Below are 16,767 nucleotides of genomic sequence, written 5' to 3' on the forward strand. Positions count from 1 at the left end.
CGGGAGCGGTCTCGGTTCGATGCCGGTCAGTCGTAGGTGAGCAGCACCTGCAGGGGGTCGCCGGTCCGCTCGTGGAGCAGTCGGTAGGCCGACTCGGCCTCGTCGAAGGGGACGCGGTGAGTCACGAGCGAGTCGAGGTCGAGGTCGGCGAGCCGCGACAGCGCGGTGTCCATCCGGCGGTCCTTCGTCCACCGGCCGCGGGTCTCCGGGGCCAGCGTGCTGACCTGGCTCGATTCGACGGCGATGCGGCCGCGGTGGAAGTGCGTTCCCAGGCCGACCGTCGCCTCCTTCTCGCCGTACCACGACCCGACGACGACGCGCCCGTCGTACCCCGCGGTACCGATCGCCGCATCGAGCGTCGACGGGCGTCCGGAGAGCTCGTACACGAGGTCCGCCCCTCCGGGGTCGGGCCAATCGGCGACGAGGTCGTCGACCTCGTCCGGCCCGACCGCGCGGTCCGCGCCAAGGTCGACGGCGCGCTCGCGGCGCGCGCCGACAGGGTCGACGGCGACGAGCCGGTCCAGCGGGAACGACGACAGGACCCCGACGGTGCAGAGCCCGATGACGCCGGCGCCGAAGATGACGACGCGCTCGCCGATCCGCGGGCGGCCGTCGAGGACGAGCGAGGTCGCCGTCTCGACCGAGGGGGCCATGGCCATCGCCTCGGCGCTCACCTCGTTCGGAACGGGAACGAGCGCGTCCGTCGCCGTCGCGAACCGCGACTCGTGGGGGTTGAACGCGAAGACGGTGCGGTCGAGCCACTCGTCGCCGACGGCGTCCCCGGCGGCGATCACGTCGCCGACGGCCGCGTACCCGTACTTCACCGGATACGAGAGGTCGCTGTCGAGCGCGTCGAGCGTCTCGTCGGCCGGGACGTCGGTCGGTGCCTCGCCGCGGTAGATGAGCAGTTCGGTGCCCGAACTGATCGCCGAGACCCGCGTCTCCACGACGACCTCGTCGGCCGACGGTTCGACGGGCTCCCGGCGTCGGTCCACGGTCTGCGGCCCGGTGAAGTACAGCGACGTTCGGTTCATCAGTCGTCGGCGCTCACCCCGTCGGGCCCCTGGACGCGCGTCCCCGTCTCTCGGCAGCGTTCCAGGGCCTCCTTGGCGCGGTGACCCGCCTCGTGGGCCGTTTCTCCCCGACCGACCCCGACCTGCAACTCGATCCCGGCCGCCTCGCGGACCCGCGAGACGGCGCGGTCGAAGGCGGTCGCGTCCAGGTCGGGACAGACGGCGATCACGTTGTCGCCGCCGACGAAGTGAGCGACGCTGTCGTGCGCGTCGCGCAGGTGGGTCGCGAGCTCCAGCGTCGCCCGCCGGACCGCGAGCGTCGCGTCGACGGCGTTCTCTCGGTCCGTGAGCGACCCGGTCGCGTCGATCACGTCGAAGTGCGCCACGGTCACCCCCTCGCCGGCGTCCGCGACGGCGGCCGCCTCGCCCGTCGCGAACGCCTCGCGCCGGTCGGCCGACTGCGCGCTCCCGGCCGCCTGGAGCCGATCGCTCGCGAGCCCGAGCGCCGCGACCGGGGTGGTCGCGCGCCCCACGGCGACGCTGACCGTCACCGGATACCGGTTCCGGACGCGCCGCTGGAACCGGCGGTGGCTCCCCGCGTCGCGTCCGTTCGTCACGGCGATCATGTTGTCGAAGCGGTTGTAGAACGCGTAGCCGTCCCGCTCGCCGACGAACGAGGCGAAGTCGGCGTACAGGTCGGCCTGAAGCGACTGGAGGTCGGTCTCCCGGCGAACGCTCGGCGTGACCGTCCACGGGCCGTACTCGTCGATCTGGACGAGCGCCATTTGTATCGCGTCTGTCACTGAATACGTTTCATGAGGGTTACTGCCACATTACTGTTCGGGCCGTTCGCGCGGGACTCACCCGCCGTCGTCGCCCGACGACAGGCGCCCCGAGACGACGAGGTAGTCGCGCGCGAACACCGCGAGCGACGGGGCGAGGACGACGGCCGCAAGCGCCCGCACGGTCGCGACCGGCAGGACCGGCGCGAGGGCGACCGAGATGAACGCCATCTGGACGCCCGCCAGCGGGCGGCGGACCGCGCTCGACGGGAGGTCGTACACCGGCCGTCCGCGGGCGCGACGGTAGCCGCGTCCGGCCTTGAACAGGTAGCGAGCGGCCGACAGCGACAGGTACCAGACCGGGAGGCGGCCCCAGACGACGGCGACGACCGGCGCGACCAGGAACCCGAGCGTGTCGACGGCCATGTCGAGCTTCGCCCCGAGGACCGTCGTGCGGCCGCGCCGCCGCGCGATGGCGCCGTCCGCGAGGTCCAACAGGCAACCGGTCCCGTAACAGAGGGCGGGCAGCCAAACCACCCGGCCCGCCGGCTCGACGGCCGCGAACCCCGCGACCGCCGCGAACAGCCCGCCGCGGGCGACCGTCACGGCGTTCGCGAGGCCGAGCGTGGCGTACCTCCGCGGCCGTTCGCCCTCGGTCCCCCACCCTTCCTCGCTCGTCCCCGACCCCTCCTCGCTTGCCCTCGACCCCTCCTCGCTCGTCCCCGTCGTCGGGTCGCGACGGTTCGCGTCGAGGTGGCGCCGGCAGAACCAGACGACGAACCCGCCGGCCGCGGCGGTCGGGACCGCCCACTGGACCGCGGCGCTGCCGGGGAGTCCGGGCAGCCGCGGCAGGGCGGGGGACGCGTCGAGGGCGACGCCGAGGGCGGTCAGCGCCGCCGCCAGCGCGAGGGCAGCGCCGCGCCACTGCCGGCGGAGCCGCGGCGACCGCCCGCCGGTCATCGCTCGAAGTCGGGGTCGGCCAGCGTCGCGACGCGCTCGCGGTCCACCGCCGAGAGCTCGACCCGCGCCGCCCCCAAGTTCTCGACGATGTGCTCGGGGTCGTTGCTCGACGGGATCGGGACGACCCCGCGCTCGACCTGCCAGGCGAGCGCGACCTGCGCCGGGGCGGCGTCGCGGTCGGCGGCGATCTCGCGCAGGACCGGTTCGTCGAGGAGTCCCGGCGCCGAGAGCGGGGAGTGCGCCACGACGCGGATCCCCCGCTCGTGACACCACTCGACGAGCTCCCGCCGGGGCAGATACGGGTGCGACTCGACCTGGACGACCGCCGGGAGGACGTCGGCCGTCGCCGCGATGCGTTCGAGCCGGTCGACGCCGACGTTGCAGACGCCGATCGTCCGCGCGAGGCCACGCTCGTGAACGTGCTCCAGCCGCGCCCACGTCTCCGTCAGGGACGCGTCGACCGTCGCCGGCTCGCCGTCGTCGCCCGTGGGGAACGTCAGCGCCTCCTGCTCCGCCGGCGGTCGGTCGGCCAGGTCCCGCAGCGGCCCTTGGTACTCCCAGGCGGTCGGCCAGTGGAGCATGTAGCAGTCGAGGGCGTCGACGCCGAGGGCCTCGAGGGTCCCCTCGCAGGCCTCCGCCACGCGTTCGTGGTTCGTGTTCCAGACCTTGCTCACGAGGAACAGCCCCTCGCGGTCCGGGCTTCCGGGCGCGTCGAGCAGGTCGCCGATGCGCCCCTCGTTGCCGTACAGCTCGGCGGAGTCCAGCAGTCGGTACCCCGCGTCCAGCGCGGTCGCGATCGAGTCGACGCGGTCGACGTACTCGCCGTCGCGATACCGGGAGCAACCGAACCCCACGGGCGGGAGCCTGACCGCCGCCCCGCGGGACGCGCCGTCTCCCGCCCCGCCGGCGGTCCCTCCGCGACCGGTCTTCCGCCCGTCGCGGTGGGGTCGGACCGGCGGCGGAGACAGGTCGGGCGCGGGGACCCCGTGCGCGTCGACGGCCACGGGGGCGCCGTCCGCGGCCGCCGACTCGACGGCGTTGCAGACGGCGACGACGTGCGCCGACCGCCGCGCGCTCTCGACCGGCCGGCGGCCGGACGCCACGGCGGCCGCGACGCGCGCCGGTCCGTCGACGTACCGCCGCTCCCGCCGCGGGGCCGGGTGCGGCGCGTCGACGTAGTCGCGGCCGTTACCTCCCACTCTCACGGTGTCGGCGTCGGCCGCGAGCGCGCCGCTGTCCGCGAGGTAGATCGACCCGTCGTCGCCGTGGAGTTCGAGGCTGTTGAACTCGCGGCTCCGGTGGGGCGCGTACAGGCTCGCTGTGAGGCGGACCGTCGGCCCGCTCCGGAATTCCAGCGTGGCTTCGACGTGGCTGTCCCGTTCGGGCGTCTCGGTCTCCCGGTCGGGCCAGGGGGCGAACCCGTCCGCGACCCGGACGCGTTCGATCGGCCCGAACCAGGAGACGAGGCAGTTCAGGGGGTAGACGGCGCCGTCGTACAGCGGCCCGACCGCCAGAAACGACTCCGGGTCGTCGTGCCACTCCGTGACCCTGCCGACGTGCGCGTGCGCGTAACCGAGACGGACCGGTCCGAGCCGCCCGTCTCCGAGCAGCCGACGGACGTGACGCTGCGCGTCGCAGCGGTGGTTGATCGGCGCACAGCCCAGCGCCAGCCCGCGGCGCTCGGCGGTCGCGACGAGGTCGGCGGCCCGCTCGGCGTCGAGCGCCAGCGGCTTCTCGCTGAAGACGTGCCTGTCGGCCCGAAGCGCCCGCCGACTCACCGACGCGTGGGAGCCGTGGCTCGTCAGGTTGACCACGAGCGGCGCACCGACGTCGGCGAGCATCGCGTCGAGGTCCTTGTAGGCCGCCGCGTCGTGACGGTTCGCGAGGTCGCGGGCCCGGTCGACGTCCAGGTCACACACCGCCGTCAGTTCGAGCCGCGACCCGTCGATCCCGGACGCGTATCGGCGTGCGACCGAACCGGCGCCGACGAATGCGCATTCCATTGGCGGACCTTCGGCTAGACCCACAAAAGCGTACGGGAGCTGTTAACACGAGGTGGCCCCAACCCCGATCCATGGCTCGCGTGGCGGTGTTGCACAACACGCTCGACTTCCAGGGGGGCGCCGACGCAGTCTGCCTCGCGACCTGCGAGGCGCTCGCGTCCGCTCACGACGTGACCCTCGTCACCGCCTCGGAGACGGACCCCGCGGCCCTGGCCGACCGGTTCGGGTACGATCTCGACGGCGTGACCGTCCGCGTGCCGCCCGGCGGGCGGGCGGTCGCCCGGGCGCTGTCGGCCGCGGCCCCTCGGGTCGGACCCCAACTGGCGGCCCGGAGCGCCTTTCTGCAGCGCTCGTTCGAGCGGATCGCCGACCGGTTCGACGCCGCGGTCAGCACCGCGAACGAACTCGACCTCTCGGTGCCGTCGGTCCAGTACGTCCACTACCCGCAGTTCCGGCTCGGTCGGCTCCCCGACGGTGACCCCGGTCGCCTCGACCGGCTCTGGAGCCGCCTGTCCGCGCCGTCGGACGCCGCGCTCGCGGGTCCGGACGTGACGCCGCTCGCGAACTCCGCGTGGACCGCGGCCGTCGTCGACCGCCTCTACGGGACGCGCCCCGCTGTCGTCCACCCGCCCGTCGACCCCATCGAGTGCGGAACGCCGTGGGGCGACCGCGAGAACGGGATCGTCACGGTCGGCCGCCTGGCGCCCGACAAGCGGCTGCTCGACGCGATCCGCATCGTCGATGGGGTCCGCGAGCGCGGTCAGCGCGTCCACCTCCACGTGGTCGGGTCGGCGCCGCGGGCCTACCGCGACTACGCCGCCCGGATCGCGGCCGCGGCCGCCGAACGGCCGTACGTCACCGTCGAGCGAGACGTCGACCGCGACCGGCTGGAGACGCTCCTGTGTACCCATCGCTACGGGCTCAACACGAAACCGAGAGAGCACTTCGGGATGTCCGTCGCCGAGTACGTCGCGGCGGGGATGGTCGCGTTCGCCCCCGACAGCGGCGGCCAGCGCGAGGTGCTCGACGAGCGCGAGGACCGGCTGTTCGGGTCCGTCTCCGAGGCCGCGGACCTCGTGAGCGAGGCGGTCGGGGAGGCCGACCCGCCGTCGGCGGCCCGCGACCGCTTCGCCCGCGAGCGCTTCGGCGCGGCGCTCCGCGACGCCGTGGACCGGACCGTAGATTGAAGAGACGCGTGTCCTATTGATAGCCATGTCAACTAATAACGCACCTCAAGATCGCATCGACGCCGGATCGCTGTCGTCGCTACAGCTGGTCGGAGTGGTGTTGGCGGCGATCTCCGGAGTGTTGCACCTCTACCTGGCCGCGCTCTTCGTCCCGAGCCCGATGGGCCTGTCGTTCGTCGTCGCCGGGGTCGGATTCCTGGCCGGCTGCGCGGCGATCGTCGCGGACTACCGGCGCCCACTCGTGTACCTCCTCGGGATCCCCTTCACGCTGGGACAGGTCGTCGCCTGGTACGTCGTCAACGCGCCCGACTTCTCGGTGCTCGGGTACGTCGACAAGGCCGCACAGGTCGGTCTGATCGCGGTGCTCGTGGTGCTCTACCGGCGCGAGTCCTGACTGCGTCGGGCGGGGAAGCGAGTTTTGCCCTACCGGTCGGCGTCGTCCCGGTCCGAGTTCGGCTCGGACCGTCGGGACGACGGGGTCCACAGCTCCCGGATCGGGCGGTCCGAGCGAACCGCTCGCAAGAGGACCACGCCGGCGAGCGCCCAGAAGAGGCACTCGAGGACGAACGACGGGGACCAGAGGTAGTGGACGGTGAACTCGCCCGGCGGCATCGCGAGCGGGTCCGGCGGGACGACGAGGGGCCAGCCCAGGAACAGCGCGTCGCCGGGACGACCGTTGAGGACGACGTGGAGGGCGTCGAGGAACAAGTGCGATCCCCACCCGACGGCGACCGCCCGTCCGGCCGGGGACGCGAGCGCGAGCGCGACCGCCACCGGCGCGAGCAACGCCGTGTGCCCCACCGTGTGATACAGGTCGGCGACGCCGGACAGGGCCAGCGGTTTGTCGACGACATCCGGGAGGGCGGCGCCGACGACGAGCCACGGAACCGAGAGCCGCGACCACCGGCCGAGGAGCGCCGCGGTGGCGAGGTGCGTCGGGAAGTACATGGCGGACCGTACGGTCACGGCGCTCATCCGTGTTCCGCCGGACCCCGCCGGCGGTTCGTCCTCAATGACGCGCGCGGCGACTGCTGCGGTACGGAGGCTACGGTACGGAGTCGCCGGCGCGGCCGTCCTCGCCGTCGTCACTGTCCCGACCGGTGACCTTCCGGACGCACGAGGAGCCGAAGGGGCCGAGCTCGCCGGCGTCGAGTCTCACGAAGTGACCGGTCGCAATCGCCGTCCCGCAGCGGCGGCACTCGAACGACCCCTCGCGCCGGACCACCTGGCTCTCGTAGTTCACGTACGTGCCGCCGCGTTGGACACGGAGCCGGGCGTTCTCCCGCTCGATGACGCCGCGCTTCTCGGCGGCGTCCAAAATGTCGCGGGTGAGCGAGGGGCTCGTCGTCACCGTCTCGATCCGGTCGATCGCGTCCGGCAGCGCCAGCTCCTCGTGTTCGAGGTGGGCCAACAGCTCGACGCCGAGCTCCAGCTTCTCCTCGCGCGAGGCCGGCTCGTTCACGTCCGGCGGAACGGCGCGGACCGTCTTAAGTGGATTTGTTGGAATTCGCCGGAAAAATGCGTTCAGGGGCCGAACCCGCAGCGCTCTGAGGGTTTCGACGGGGCCGCGGAGGACGAATGCCACACCGCGAGGCCGTCCGCCGGTGATCGACGGTCTCAGTCGGCACCCACGAACGCCATTCCCTCTCGGACGGCCTCCCGCTGACCGAGAAGCGTGACGTGGTCTCCGTGTTCGATGACGGTGTCCGCGCTCGGCACTTCGACCGTTTCGTGTTCGCTGTCGCTGAGGACGGCGATCAGACAGGAATCGGGGAGTAGCGGACCGACCTCGCGGACGGTCTTCCCGATGAGCTCCTCGTTCGTGACCTCGACCTGTTGCACGTCGCCGGCCTGCCCGATATCGGTCATCCAGCGGGCGAGGTCCGGCCGCTCGATCTGGTTATCGAGAGCCCAAGCGGCCGACATCGCGGGCGAGATCGTGCTTACACCCAGGTCTTCGAACGCGTCGACGTTATCGGTGTTGTTCGCCTTCGCGAGGACCGTTTCGACGTCGAACTTCGCCTTCGAGAGCTGTGCGACGAGCAGGTTCGCGTCGTCGTCGCCGGTGGCGGCAACGACGATCTTGGCGTTCCCGGCCCCGGCCTTTCGTAACACCTCCGTGTCCGTTCCGTCGCCGATCACGGTGGCGAAGCCGGCGTTTCGGAGCGATTCGATAGTCGCCTCATCTTCCTCGATAATGACGACGTTTTCGCCGCGGTCTTCGAGGCGCTCGGCGAGCGCGCGGCCCACCTGTCCGCCTCCGACGATGATGACTCTCATGGGTATCACGTTGAGGTATTGCGCGATGTAGCGCGCCAGACCACCCTGTACGAGGGCCGTAACGAAGATGACCAGAAACACCGTCCCGATCAACAGGTCCGCTTGCTGTGCCAGCCCGGGATCGTTGAGCTCCGTTGCGGCCGTCCTGAGCTCGGTGGCGAAGAGCGTCGCGACCGACGCCGGGATGATCCCGCGCGGACCGATGGCGCTGATGAACAGCCGTTCGGAGACCGTGAACCGGTCGCCGATGGTCGAGATGAACACGAGGAGCGGTCGGATCACCACCGCGATCGCGACGACCACGCCGAACCCCGCGAACCCGACCTCGAATATCGCCTCCGGGGGGAGCTGGGCGGCGAGCGCGATGAACACGAACGACAGGACGAGCAGCGTGATGTCGCCCTTGAAGTCGGTGATGTCGTCTTTGTACGGAACGTCCAGATTCCCGAGGGCTAACCCGGCAGTGGCGGCGGCCGCGACGCCGGCCTCGCTCGCCAGCTGATTCGCGCCCGCGTACGCGACCAGCGCCCCGGCGAGCACGAGCAGCCGCGCGTTCCGCGGTGCCGATCCGGGCGAGAGATCGACGTACCGAAGCAGGTAGTAGAGGAGTCCCGCGACGAGGAGGCCGACGAGCAGCCCCTCGCCGAGCCGGAGGGAGAATCCCTGGACCAGCCCCTCGCCGGCGACGGTCGGATTCACGGCCTCGAAGAGGACGACCGCCATGATCGCCGCCGTCACGTCGTTGACGATCCCCTCGGTCTCGAGGACGGCCGCGACCCGGTCCCTGACCGGGACGACCTCGAGGATCGGAGAGATGACCGTCGGTCCGGTGGCGACGAGCAGCGCGCCGATCACGAACGAGAGCTCCCACGGGAGGCCCTCAAGGAGGCGGACGGCCACCGCAGTCCCGACCAACGCGATGGCGGCGCCGACGGTGACGAGCCGGACCGCCGCACGCGGCGCCTTCCGAACGCGCTCCAAGTTGAGGTGGAACGCGCCCTCGAAGACGATGATCGCGACCGCGAGCCCGACGATCGCCGGGAGCGAGTCGCCGAAGCTCTCGCTCGTCACGAGTCCGAGCCCCGGCCGGCCGATAACCACGCCGACGAGCAGGAAGAAGATGATACTCGGGACTTGAAGCCGGGCCGCGAGGACCTGGGCGAGCACGCCGAGCCCGATGATCCCCGCGACTAACGGGATCAGAAGCTCCTGTGCCACAGTGAGTTCCCCGTGTTGCCATTCAAATAGCGGTGGGATATAAGCTAGTTGGTGGGTCGTGCCGTCACCGCCCCGCGCTCTCGATGCGCCGGTGGCGGTCGGCCTGAACTGGTTCGACGGCCCCCTCGATCGGACCAGAAAGGCCCGACGCGCTGACTCCCGGAGCCGCAGCGGAGCGACCCTCGCCATGTAGTAAGACAGTTACCACGGCGGACGCTGGTGGGCGTATGGACGTACTCGATGTCGCGGCGCGGGCGAACGCGACCGGGCCGGTGTGCGACGCGTGCCTCGGCCGGCTCGTCGCCGACCGGAGCTTCGGGCTGTCGAACGCCGAGCGCGGGTCGTCGCTGCGCGTCGCGCTCGCGCTCCGCGACGACGAGGACCACGAGCCGGTCGACACCGAGGACTGCTGGGTCTGCGAGGGGCGCTGCACCGAGTTCGACGAGTGGGCCGAGCGCGCCGCCGAGGCGGTCGAAGGCGTCGAGTTTGCCACCTACAACGTCGGCACCCGCCCGCCGCCGCTGATCGAGGAGAACGAGGCCCTGCTCCGCGAGGAGGCCGGGCTCGACGACGAGGCGGGCGAGCCGTTCAAGTCGGAGTTCAACCGCGAGGTCGGCAAGCGGGTCGGGCGGCTCACCGGGGCGGAGGTCTCCTTCGACCGCCCGGACGTGCAGTTCACGATCGACCTGGCCGAGGACGCGATCGACGCGAAGGTGAACTCGACGTTCGTCTACGGCCGGTATCGGAAGCTGGAACGCGACATTCCCCAGACCGAGTGGCCCTGCCGGGAGTGTAAGGGCTCGGGGCGGCAGGGCGCCGACCCCTGCGACCACTGCGGCGGCTCCGGCTACCTCTACGACGACAGCGTCGAGGAGTACACGGCCCCCGTCGTCGAGGACGTGATGGACGGCACGGAGGCGACGTTCCACGGCGCGGGCCGCGAGGACGTGGACGCGCTCATGCTCGGCACGGGGCGCCCGTTCGTGGTCGAGGTCGAGGAGCCGCGCCGCCGCCGGGTCGACACCGACCGCCTGCAGAGCGACATCAACGCCTTCGCGGACGGTGCCGTCGAGGTCGAGGGGCTCCGGCTCGCGACCTACGACATGGTCGAGCGCGTGAAGGAGCACGACGCCGCGAAGCGGTACCGCGCGCAGGTACAATTCGACGCCGACGTGGACGCCGACGCGCTCGCGGCCGCGGTCGAGGAGCTGGAGGGCACCACCGTCGAGCAGTACACCCCGAACCGCGTCGACCACCGGCGCGCGAGCATGACGCGCGAGCGCGACGTGTACGAGGCGACCGCCGAGCTCGACGACCCGCGCCACGCGACCGTCGAGATCCACGGGGCGGGGGGGCTCTACATCAAGGAGCTGATCTCCGGCGACGAGGGGCGGACGGAGCCGAGCCTCGCAGGTCTGCTCGGCGTCGGCGCCGAGGTCACCGCGCTCGACGTGGTCGCCGTCGAGGGTGAGGACGAGCCGTTCGAGCGCGACGAGTTCTTCCGCGACTGAGACGCCGCGCTCCGGACCAACGGGATTTATCAGACGCACGTCTGACGGTAAGGCATGAACGGGAGCGACGCCGACGGTGGGGGCGGGGGCGGCGGAGCGGCGGACCCGGGGATCGACGGGCAGCCAAGTTCGGGGGACGCGGGCGCCGAGAGCGCGGCGGTCGACGCCGCGGTCGGCGAGCCGATCGTCGAGCCGGCGGTGGCGGAGGCGCTCGCGGCGGCGCCCGCCGCGGCCGACGCGACGCTCGAAGGGGCCGACCGGGCGGCGCGTCCAGACCGCGTCTCGTCGATCCTCGTCGCCGTCGGACCGGGCCCGCACTCGGGGGCGACCGTCGACGTGGCGCGGGGGATCGCGGACGCGACGGACGCGTGGCTCGAGCTCTTCCACGTCGTCCCGTCCGACGCGGCACTCGCTGACGGTCAGGCGCGAACCGAAGGAACCGACGGGAGCGACGAGACCGACGCCACAGAGGGCGACGCGGACGGGTCCGAGCCCGGAGCCGGCGACAGCGACGACTACGCCGCGACCGGCGAGCGGCTGCTCGACGCCGCCCGCGACCGGCTCGGCGGGTTCGACCGGGTCGACCGCTGGCTCGTCGAGGACCGGTCGGCCGCGGGCGCGATCGTCGAGCAGTCGCCGTACTACGACCTCGTCGTCGTCGGCGCTCCCACCACCGGGACCGTCGGGCGCTTCGTGTTCGGGTCGACCACCGACACCGTGGTCGACGACGCCGAGGTCCCCGTGGTCGTCGTCGAGGGGGACGGAGAGACCGCCCTCGACGGCGCGTAGACCACGGGTAGACGGCGGTCGAAGGCAGTAGAAGGCGGGTAGCCCGCGGGAAGACGGCGGCGGAACCGGAGGGCGGGTCGGCGCGACCTCTCCGCTTCTTCCCCTTCGCTCACTCCGTTTTTAAGTGGAATATAAGGAATATAAAACAGTAAAGTGGCTATGTCACGGACCCTCAGGTATGGCTGACGACGCGATCGACGACGTGGACAGGGCGATCCTGTACGCGTTACAGGAGGACGCCCGGAACACCTCGTCCGGAGACATCGCGAAGCGAACCGGCACGTCGGACAGCACCGTCCGCAAGCGCATCCAGCGCCTCGAGTCCGACGGGGTGATCAAGGGGTACAGCGCCGAGGTGGACTACCAGCAGTCGGGGTACCCGCTCCGAATGTTACTCTACTGCACCGCCTCGATACCCGAGCGCGGCGACATGCTCCCGGCGATCCTCGAGATCGACGGCGTCATCTCGGTCCAAGAGCTGGTCACCGGCGAACAGAACCTCCTCGTGACGGCGGTCGGCGAGTCGGACGACGATATCACGCCCGTCGCACAGGAGCTCCTCGACATGGGACTCACGGTCGCCGACGAGGTCCTCGTCCGGAGCCACGAGACGACGCCGTTTGGCGGATTCGACGCCGAGACCGAGTCCTAGGCGGCAGTTCTTCCGGGGGGGTTTCCCACGTCGATCGCGATCGCACACCCGACGGACACTCGTTCGTACGCCCGACAGTCGCTCGTACCGGCGCGATCGGGGCCGACCGCGGTTTCCCCGGAAACCGAAGCGATTCCGCGGACGACGGCGACCCCGGAAACGACGGCGAGAGGGTCCGAACCGGCTCGCGAGCCGAGGTCTTGTCACTCCGTCCCAACCAACTATAATGTTTTATAATGTTCGTTATATTCGGATATTCGAACGATTTGTGAACACAAGTAGATTTAATAGGCAATCTGTTCTTTGCTGGTGTGAAGACGACCGGAACCGGTTCGACGCGCTCGCGTCGAGTGCCGGACGCGGTCGAACGGACTGAACGATGGCAGGAAACTCCTCGAAACCGACGGTCGGAGCGCTCCCGGACACGGCGACGGACTCGTCGCTCGTGCCCGCCGCACTCACGTGGCTCGTGTGGTCGCTGTTCGCCGCGAGCGTCGCGGCCCTCGTCGCGCGAGTCCGACTCGGGTTCGCTCCGGAGCTGCCCGGCGTGTTCGCCGTCGACGGCCTAACCGTCCTGATGTGGGTCGTCGTCTCCTTCTTCGGGGGGATCGTCCTCAGCTACTCCCGCCGCTACATGGCGGGGAGCGCCCACGAGACGGGGTTCTTCCTCGCCGTGTTCGGGTTCGCGGCGACCGTGATGACGCTCGTCGCGGCCGACCACCTCGCCCTGTTCGGGCTCCTGTGGCTGACGATGGGGCTCGTCATGGCGAAGCTGATCGGCGTGGTCGACGGCTGGAAACAGGCGCGGGCGGCCGCGGCGGTCGCCCGGCGGTACTTCCTCGCGAGCGGCGCGCTCCTCGGCGTCGCGCTGGCGGCCCTCTGGTGGGCGACCGGCGCGACGACGGTCTCGGGGGTCGCCGCGAGCGCCGACGCGCTCGGCGGCCCGGCGTGGCTCGTCGCCGCCGTCGCGCTCGTGCTCGCGGCGATGATCCAGTCCGCCCTGGTCCCGTTCCACGGCTGGCTGCTCTCCTCGATGACCGCCCCCACGCCGGCGTCCGCGCTGATGCACGCCGGGTTCGTCAACGCGGGCGGCGTCCTCCTGCTCCGCTTCGCGCCGGTCGTCACGGTCGACGCCGGCCTCATGCTCGGAATCGTCGCGGTCGGCGCGGCCAGCGCGCTGCTCGGGAAGCTCCTCAAGACTGTCCGCCCGGACGTCAAAAGCAAGTTGGCCTGCTCGACGGTGGGGCAGATGGGCTTCATGATCATGCAGGCCGGGCTCGGCTTCTTCGGCGCCGCGATCACCCACCTGATCCTGCACGGGTTCTACAAGGCCTACCACTTCCTCGGCGCGGGCGGCGAGGTCGAGCGGAAGGCTCCCGGAAAGGCGGCGGGCCACGAGACGACCCCCGTCGGCGTCGCCGTGACGCTGGCGACCGGACTGGCGGGCGGCGCGACCTTCGTCCTGCTGACCGGGAAGGGAACGAGCGTCGACGCCGGGCTCCTGCTCGCCCTGTTCGTGACGTTCACGACGCTCCACGCGGCGCGCGGCGCGGTCCGGAACGCGTCGCTCCCGGCGTCGGTCCGCTACGGGGCGGTCCCCCTCGTGTTCCTCCCGGCCATCGCCGTGTACGCGCTCGTCTACGAGGCGGTCTCGGCGGTCCTCTCCGGGCTTCCGGTCGTCACGGCCCCGACCGAACTGACCGCGCTCCACGTCCTCGTGGCCGCGGCCTTCCTCGCCGCGTACGCCGCGATCGAGGCGGGCGTCCACGAGCGCAGCCGGCGGCTCTACGTCGCGCTCCTGAACGGGAGCCAGCCGTCGCCCGACACCCTGCTGACGAACACCGCGGAGTACGACGACGGAGGCGTCCAATGAGCACCCAACCCACCATCGAAGACGACATCGAAGACGGTATCGAGGCCGCGGCGAAGACGGTCGGCTCGGTCTGGCCGATCCACTCGTTCGTGACCGCCAACCCACTCTCGGGGTTCGAGGACGTGCCGTTCGGCGAGGCGGTGACGCAGGCCGCCGACCTCCTCGGCGGGCGCGGCTACCCGAGCCGCGAGACGTTCCGGGCGGCGCTCGACGACGGGCGGATCGACCGCGAGACGCTCGAAGCGGAGCTCGCCGACCGCGGCTACGAGGCCGACCCGGAGACGCTGCTCGACCGCCTGGACGGCGCCGTCGACTCGGAGCCGCCGAACGACGAGTCGGCGGCTGGAGGCGACGGGTCGGCGGCCGCGGACGCCGAGGCCGAGCGGGTCGACCGCGTGCTGACGAAGTGGCTGTCGGCCTTCCTCGACGAGGGACACGCCAAGTGGTCGATGCCGAACCGCGAGGACGGGTTCTACGCCGCCTTCCGCGGGGTGGCCGCGCACGACAGCGAGGTCCCCGACGGCGTCGCCGAGTCGCTCCCCGAGACGCCGATCGAGGCCATCGAGGAAGTCCTAGAGCCGTACCCGGAGAGCCAGTGGGTCCCGATCTTCGAGGAGCAGCTGGCCGCGCTCCCCGGGTGGACCGGCTTCGTCAAGCAGCGCGTCGACGACGAGGGGCCGTGGCAGTCGACCCACCCGATCACGCTGGCGGACTACCTCGCGGTCCGCCTCGCGCTCCTCGACGGGTTCGACGCCGACATCGAGCCGTCGGTCGGCCCCGGGACCGCAGACCCGGACCCGGCCGACGAGATCGCCGAGGCGTTCCTGAGCGCGTGGGAGTCGAGCTACCGGGCCGCGGTCGTCGACCGCGTCGCCGACGAGAGCCGGGAGCTGGCCGAGGGCGATGACTCCGGTCGCCCCGACGCCCAGCTGGTGTTCTGTATCGACACCCGCTCGGAGGTGATCCGCCGCCACATCGAGGCGGAGGGCGCGTACGAGACCCACGGCTACGCCGGCTTCTTCGGCGTCCCGATGGAGTACCGCGGGTACGACGCGGCGGTCCCGGTCGACGCCTGCCCGCCCATCGTCGACGCGCAGCACCGCATCAGCGAAGTCCCGACCGACGGGGAGACGCGTGAGCGTCACGACCGGTGGTCGGGGATCCGCGAGGCCGCGGACGAGGTCGTCAAAGCGCTGAAGACGAACCCGGCCAGCGCCTTCGGCTTCGTCGAGAACGCCGGGAGTGGCTACGGGCTGGCCCTCGCGGCCCGCACGCTCGTGCCCAAGCGCGTCCGCGACCTGTTCGGCGCGGCCGACGACGCCGTGCCGGACGGACACGAGTTCTGCGAGCCGATCGTCCAGCACCAGCACACCCACGCCGACGGGCTTCCGGTGGGGCTGACCCGCGAGGAGAAGGTCGAGTACGCCGCGACCGCCTTCGAGCTGATGGGCTGGACGGAGTTCGGTCGGCTCGTCGTGTTCACCGGCCACGCGAGCGAGACGGCGAACAACCCCTACGACTCCAGCCTCGACTGCGGCGCGTGCGCCGGCAGCCCCGGCGGCCCGAACGCCCGCGTCCTAGCCGAGATCTGCGCCGACCCCGAGGTGAAGGCGGCGCTGCGCGAGCGCGGCTTCGATCTGCCCGACGACACCGTCTTCCTCGCCGGCGAGCACAACACGACGACCGACGAGATCGAGCTGTACGGCGACGTGCCCGAGAGCCACGCGGACGACCTCGAACGGCTGCGCGCCGACCTCGCGGCGGCCCGCGAGAACGCGACCGCCGAGCGCGTGGGGGGCGACCCGTCGGAGAGCGTCGACGAGGCCGAGCGCCGCGCGGGCGACTGGGCCGAGACGCGCCCCGAGTGGGGGCTGGCCGGGAACGCCGGCTTCGTCGTCGGCCCCCGCGGGCTGACCAGCGACCTCGACCTCGACGGCCGCGCCTTCCTCCACTCGTACGACTGGTCGACCGACCCCGACGGCGACGCGCTCGAAGCGATCCTCGCGGGACCGATGGTCGTCACGCAGTGGATCAACGCTCAGTACTACTTCTCGACCGTCGACAACGCGGTCTACGGGAGCGGGTCGAAGACGACCCAGAACCCCGTCGGCAACGTCGGCGTCTACCAGGGGAACGGCGGCGACCTGATGACCGGGCTCCCGCTCCAGTCGCTGATGGCGGCCGACGACGAGCCGTACCACCAGCCGCTCCGCCTCTCGACGGTGGTCCACGCGCCGGTCGAGCGCGTCACCGACGCCCTGGCCGACCACGAGGAGGTCACGCGGCTGCTGGACAACGACTGGCTCTCGCTGACGGTCGTCGACCCGACGCAGGACCACCGCGCGTTCGAGTACGAGCGCGACCTGGCGTGGCGGCCCCTCTCCGAGCCGTCCGCGGCCGAACCGGAGCAGCCGGAGCAACCTACCGCCCCCGAGCCGACGCCAGCGACGGCGGACGACTGACCCGCCCGCTCGGCTCGCTCGCTTTCGCTCGCTCGCT

14 protein-coding genes are annotated in these 16,767 nt (G+C 71.6%); 7 read left to right on the forward strand and 7 right to left on the reverse strand.

Features of this window, described 5'->3' with window-relative positions:
* Positions 1-26 precede the first annotated feature (26 nt).
* The 4 genes from JIN95_RS04795 to JIN95_RS04810 form a co-directional block, all read right to left on the reverse strand.
* Positions 27-1,034, reverse strand: a complete 1,008-nt coding sequence (locus JIN95_RS04795; RefSeq protein WP_200530663.1) for a zinc-binding alcohol dehydrogenase — start codon at positions 1,032-1,034, stop codon at positions 27-29.
* Positions 1,034-1,798 carry a GTP cyclohydrolase IIa gene (locus JIN95_RS04800; protein WP_234699160.1) on the reverse strand — a complete coding sequence of 255 codons (765 nt, stop codon included), beginning with the start codon at positions 1,796-1,798 and terminating at the stop codon, positions 1,034-1,036. Before JIN95_RS04800 ends, JIN95_RS04795 begins: the two co-directional genes overlap by 1 nt.
* A gap of 75 nt (positions 1,799-1,873) precedes the next feature.
* On the reverse strand, positions 1,874-2,755 hold the full coding sequence (locus tag JIN95_RS04805) for a CDP-alcohol phosphatidyltransferase family protein (RefSeq protein ID WP_200530665.1): 882 nt from the start codon (positions 2,753-2,755) through the stop codon (positions 1,874-1,876).
* Positions 2,752-4,758 carry an aldo/keto reductase gene (locus JIN95_RS04810; RefSeq protein WP_200530666.1) on the reverse strand — a complete coding sequence of 669 codons (2,007 nt, stop codon included), beginning with the start codon at positions 4,756-4,758 and terminating at the stop codon, positions 2,752-2,754. The genes JIN95_RS04805 and JIN95_RS04810 overlap by 4 nt, the downstream gene beginning before the upstream one ends.
* Positions 4,759-4,829: 71 nt before the next feature.
* Between JIN95_RS04810 and JIN95_RS04815 the strand changes: the two genes are divergently transcribed.
* Together JIN95_RS04815 and JIN95_RS04820 are read left to right on the forward strand one after the other, a co-directional pair.
* Positions 4,830-5,945, forward strand: coding sequence for a glycosyltransferase family 4 protein (locus tag JIN95_RS04815; protein ID WP_200530667.1), 1,116 nt, complete (start codon positions 4,830-4,832; stop codon positions 5,943-5,945).
* A 25-nt stretch (positions 5,946-5,970) separates the two neighbouring features.
* On the forward strand, positions 5,971-6,339 hold the full coding sequence (locus JIN95_RS04820) for a hypothetical protein (protein WP_200530668.1): 369 nt from the start codon (positions 5,971-5,973) through the stop codon (positions 6,337-6,339).
* 29 nt (positions 6,340-6,368) lie between these two features.
* Here the strand turns inward: JIN95_RS04820 and JIN95_RS04825 are convergent, their stop codons facing one another.
* From JIN95_RS04825 to JIN95_RS04835, 3 genes are all read right to left on the reverse strand, one after another.
* Positions 6,369-6,893, reverse strand: coding sequence for a metal-dependent hydrolase (locus tag JIN95_RS04825; RefSeq protein WP_200530669.1), 525 nt, complete (start codon positions 6,891-6,893; stop codon positions 6,369-6,371).
* Between the two features lie 97 nt (positions 6,894-6,990).
* Positions 6,991-7,407 (reverse strand): DUF5830 family protein, encoded by a 417-nt coding sequence (locus JIN95_RS04830; protein WP_095637776.1) that lies wholly within the window; start codon positions 7,405-7,407, stop codon positions 6,991-6,993.
* 155 nt (positions 7,408-7,562) lie between these two features.
* Complete coding sequence (locus JIN95_RS04835; RefSeq protein WP_095637777.1) at positions 7,563-9,443, reverse strand: cation:proton antiporter; 1,881 nt, start codon at positions 9,441-9,443, stop codon at positions 7,563-7,565.
* 227 nt (positions 9,444-9,670) lie between these two features.
* Here JIN95_RS04835 and JIN95_RS04840 point away from each other — a divergent pair, with 227 nt between their 5' ends.
* The 5 genes from JIN95_RS04840 (at position 9,671) to JIN95_RS04860 (ending at position 16,730) form a co-directional block, all read left to right on the forward strand.
* Positions 9,671-10,954: a tRNA pseudouridine(54/55) synthase Pus10 gene (locus JIN95_RS04840; RefSeq protein ID WP_095637778.1), complete on the forward strand. Its 1,284-nt coding sequence runs from the start codon at positions 9,671-9,673 to the stop codon at positions 10,952-10,954.
* A 54-nt stretch (positions 10,955-11,008) separates the two neighbouring features.
* Positions 11,009-11,743 carry a universal stress protein gene (locus JIN95_RS04845; RefSeq protein WP_200530670.1) on the forward strand — a complete coding sequence of 245 codons (735 nt, stop codon included), beginning with the start codon at positions 11,009-11,011 and terminating at the stop codon, positions 11,741-11,743.
* A 178-nt stretch (positions 11,744-11,921) separates the two neighbouring features.
* Positions 11,922-12,395 (forward strand): winged helix-turn-helix transcriptional regulator, encoded by a 474-nt coding sequence (locus JIN95_RS04850; protein ID WP_095637780.1) that lies wholly within the window; start codon positions 11,922-11,924, stop codon positions 12,393-12,395.
* A 379-nt stretch (positions 12,396-12,774) separates the two neighbouring features.
* Positions 12,775-14,268, forward strand: coding sequence for a proton-conducting transporter membrane subunit (locus tag JIN95_RS04855; RefSeq protein ID WP_200530671.1), 1,494 nt, complete (start codon positions 12,775-12,777; stop codon positions 14,266-14,268).
* On the forward strand, positions 14,265-16,730 hold the full coding sequence (locus tag JIN95_RS04860) for a DUF2309 domain-containing protein (RefSeq protein ID WP_200530672.1): 2,466 nt from the start codon (positions 14,265-14,267) through the stop codon (positions 16,728-16,730). The genes JIN95_RS04855 and JIN95_RS04860 overlap by 4 nt, the downstream gene beginning before the upstream one ends.
* The last annotated feature ends 37 nt before the right edge of the window (positions 16,731-16,767 follow it).

Origin of the sequence: Halorubrum sp. LN27 (genome assembly GCF_016635065.1) — an archaeon.
Classification (GTDB): domain Archaea; phylum Halobacteriota; class Halobacteria; order Halobacteriales; family Haloferacaceae; genus Halorubrum; species Halorubrum salipaludis.

What these genes read in the sequence shown, in the direction of transcription:
- JIN95_RS04810 (WP_200530666.1), bottom strand. Translation starts at nt 4,758, where the DNA reads ATGGAATGCGCATTCGTCGGCGCCGGTTCGGTCGCACGCCGATACGCG.
- JIN95_RS04825 (WP_200530669.1), bottom strand. Translation starts at nt 6,893, where the DNA reads ATGTACTTCCCGACGCACCTCGCCACCGCGGCGCTCCTCGGCCGGTGG.
- JIN95_RS04860 (WP_200530672.1), top strand. Translation starts at nt 14,265, where the DNA reads ATGAGCACCCAACCCACCATCGAAGACGACATCGAAGACGGTATCGAG.
- JIN95_RS04845 (WP_200530670.1), top strand. Translation starts at nt 11,009, where the DNA reads ATGAACGGGAGCGACGCCGACGGTGGGGGCGGGGGCGGCGGAGCGGCG.
- JIN95_RS04840 (WP_095637778.1), top strand. Translation starts at nt 9,671, where the DNA reads ATGGACGTACTCGATGTCGCGGCGCGGGCGAACGCGACCGGGCCGGTG.
- JIN95_RS04850 (WP_095637780.1), top strand. Translation starts at nt 11,922, where the DNA reads ATGGCTGACGACGCGATCGACGACGTGGACAGGGCGATCCTGTACGCG.
- JIN95_RS04815 (WP_200530667.1), top strand. Translation starts at nt 4,830, where the DNA reads ATGGCTCGCGTGGCGGTGTTGCACAACACGCTCGACTTCCAGGGGGGC.
- JIN95_RS04800 (WP_234699160.1), bottom strand. Translation starts at nt 1,798, where the DNA reads ATGGCGCTCGTCCAGATCGACGAGTACGGCCCGTGGACGGTCACGCCG.
- JIN95_RS04795 (WP_200530663.1), bottom strand. Translation starts at nt 1,034, where the DNA reads ATGAACCGAACGTCGCTGTACTTCACCGGGCCGCAGACCGTGGACCGA.
- JIN95_RS04855 (WP_200530671.1), top strand. Translation starts at nt 12,775, where the DNA reads ATGGCAGGAAACTCCTCGAAACCGACGGTCGGAGCGCTCCCGGACACG.
- JIN95_RS04805 (WP_200530665.1), bottom strand. Translation starts at nt 2,755, where the DNA reads ATGACCGGCGGGCGGTCGCCGCGGCTCCGCCGGCAGTGGCGCGGCGCT.
- JIN95_RS04820 (WP_200530668.1), top strand. Translation starts at nt 5,971, where the DNA reads ATGTCAACTAATAACGCACCTCAAGATCGCATCGACGCCGGATCGCTG.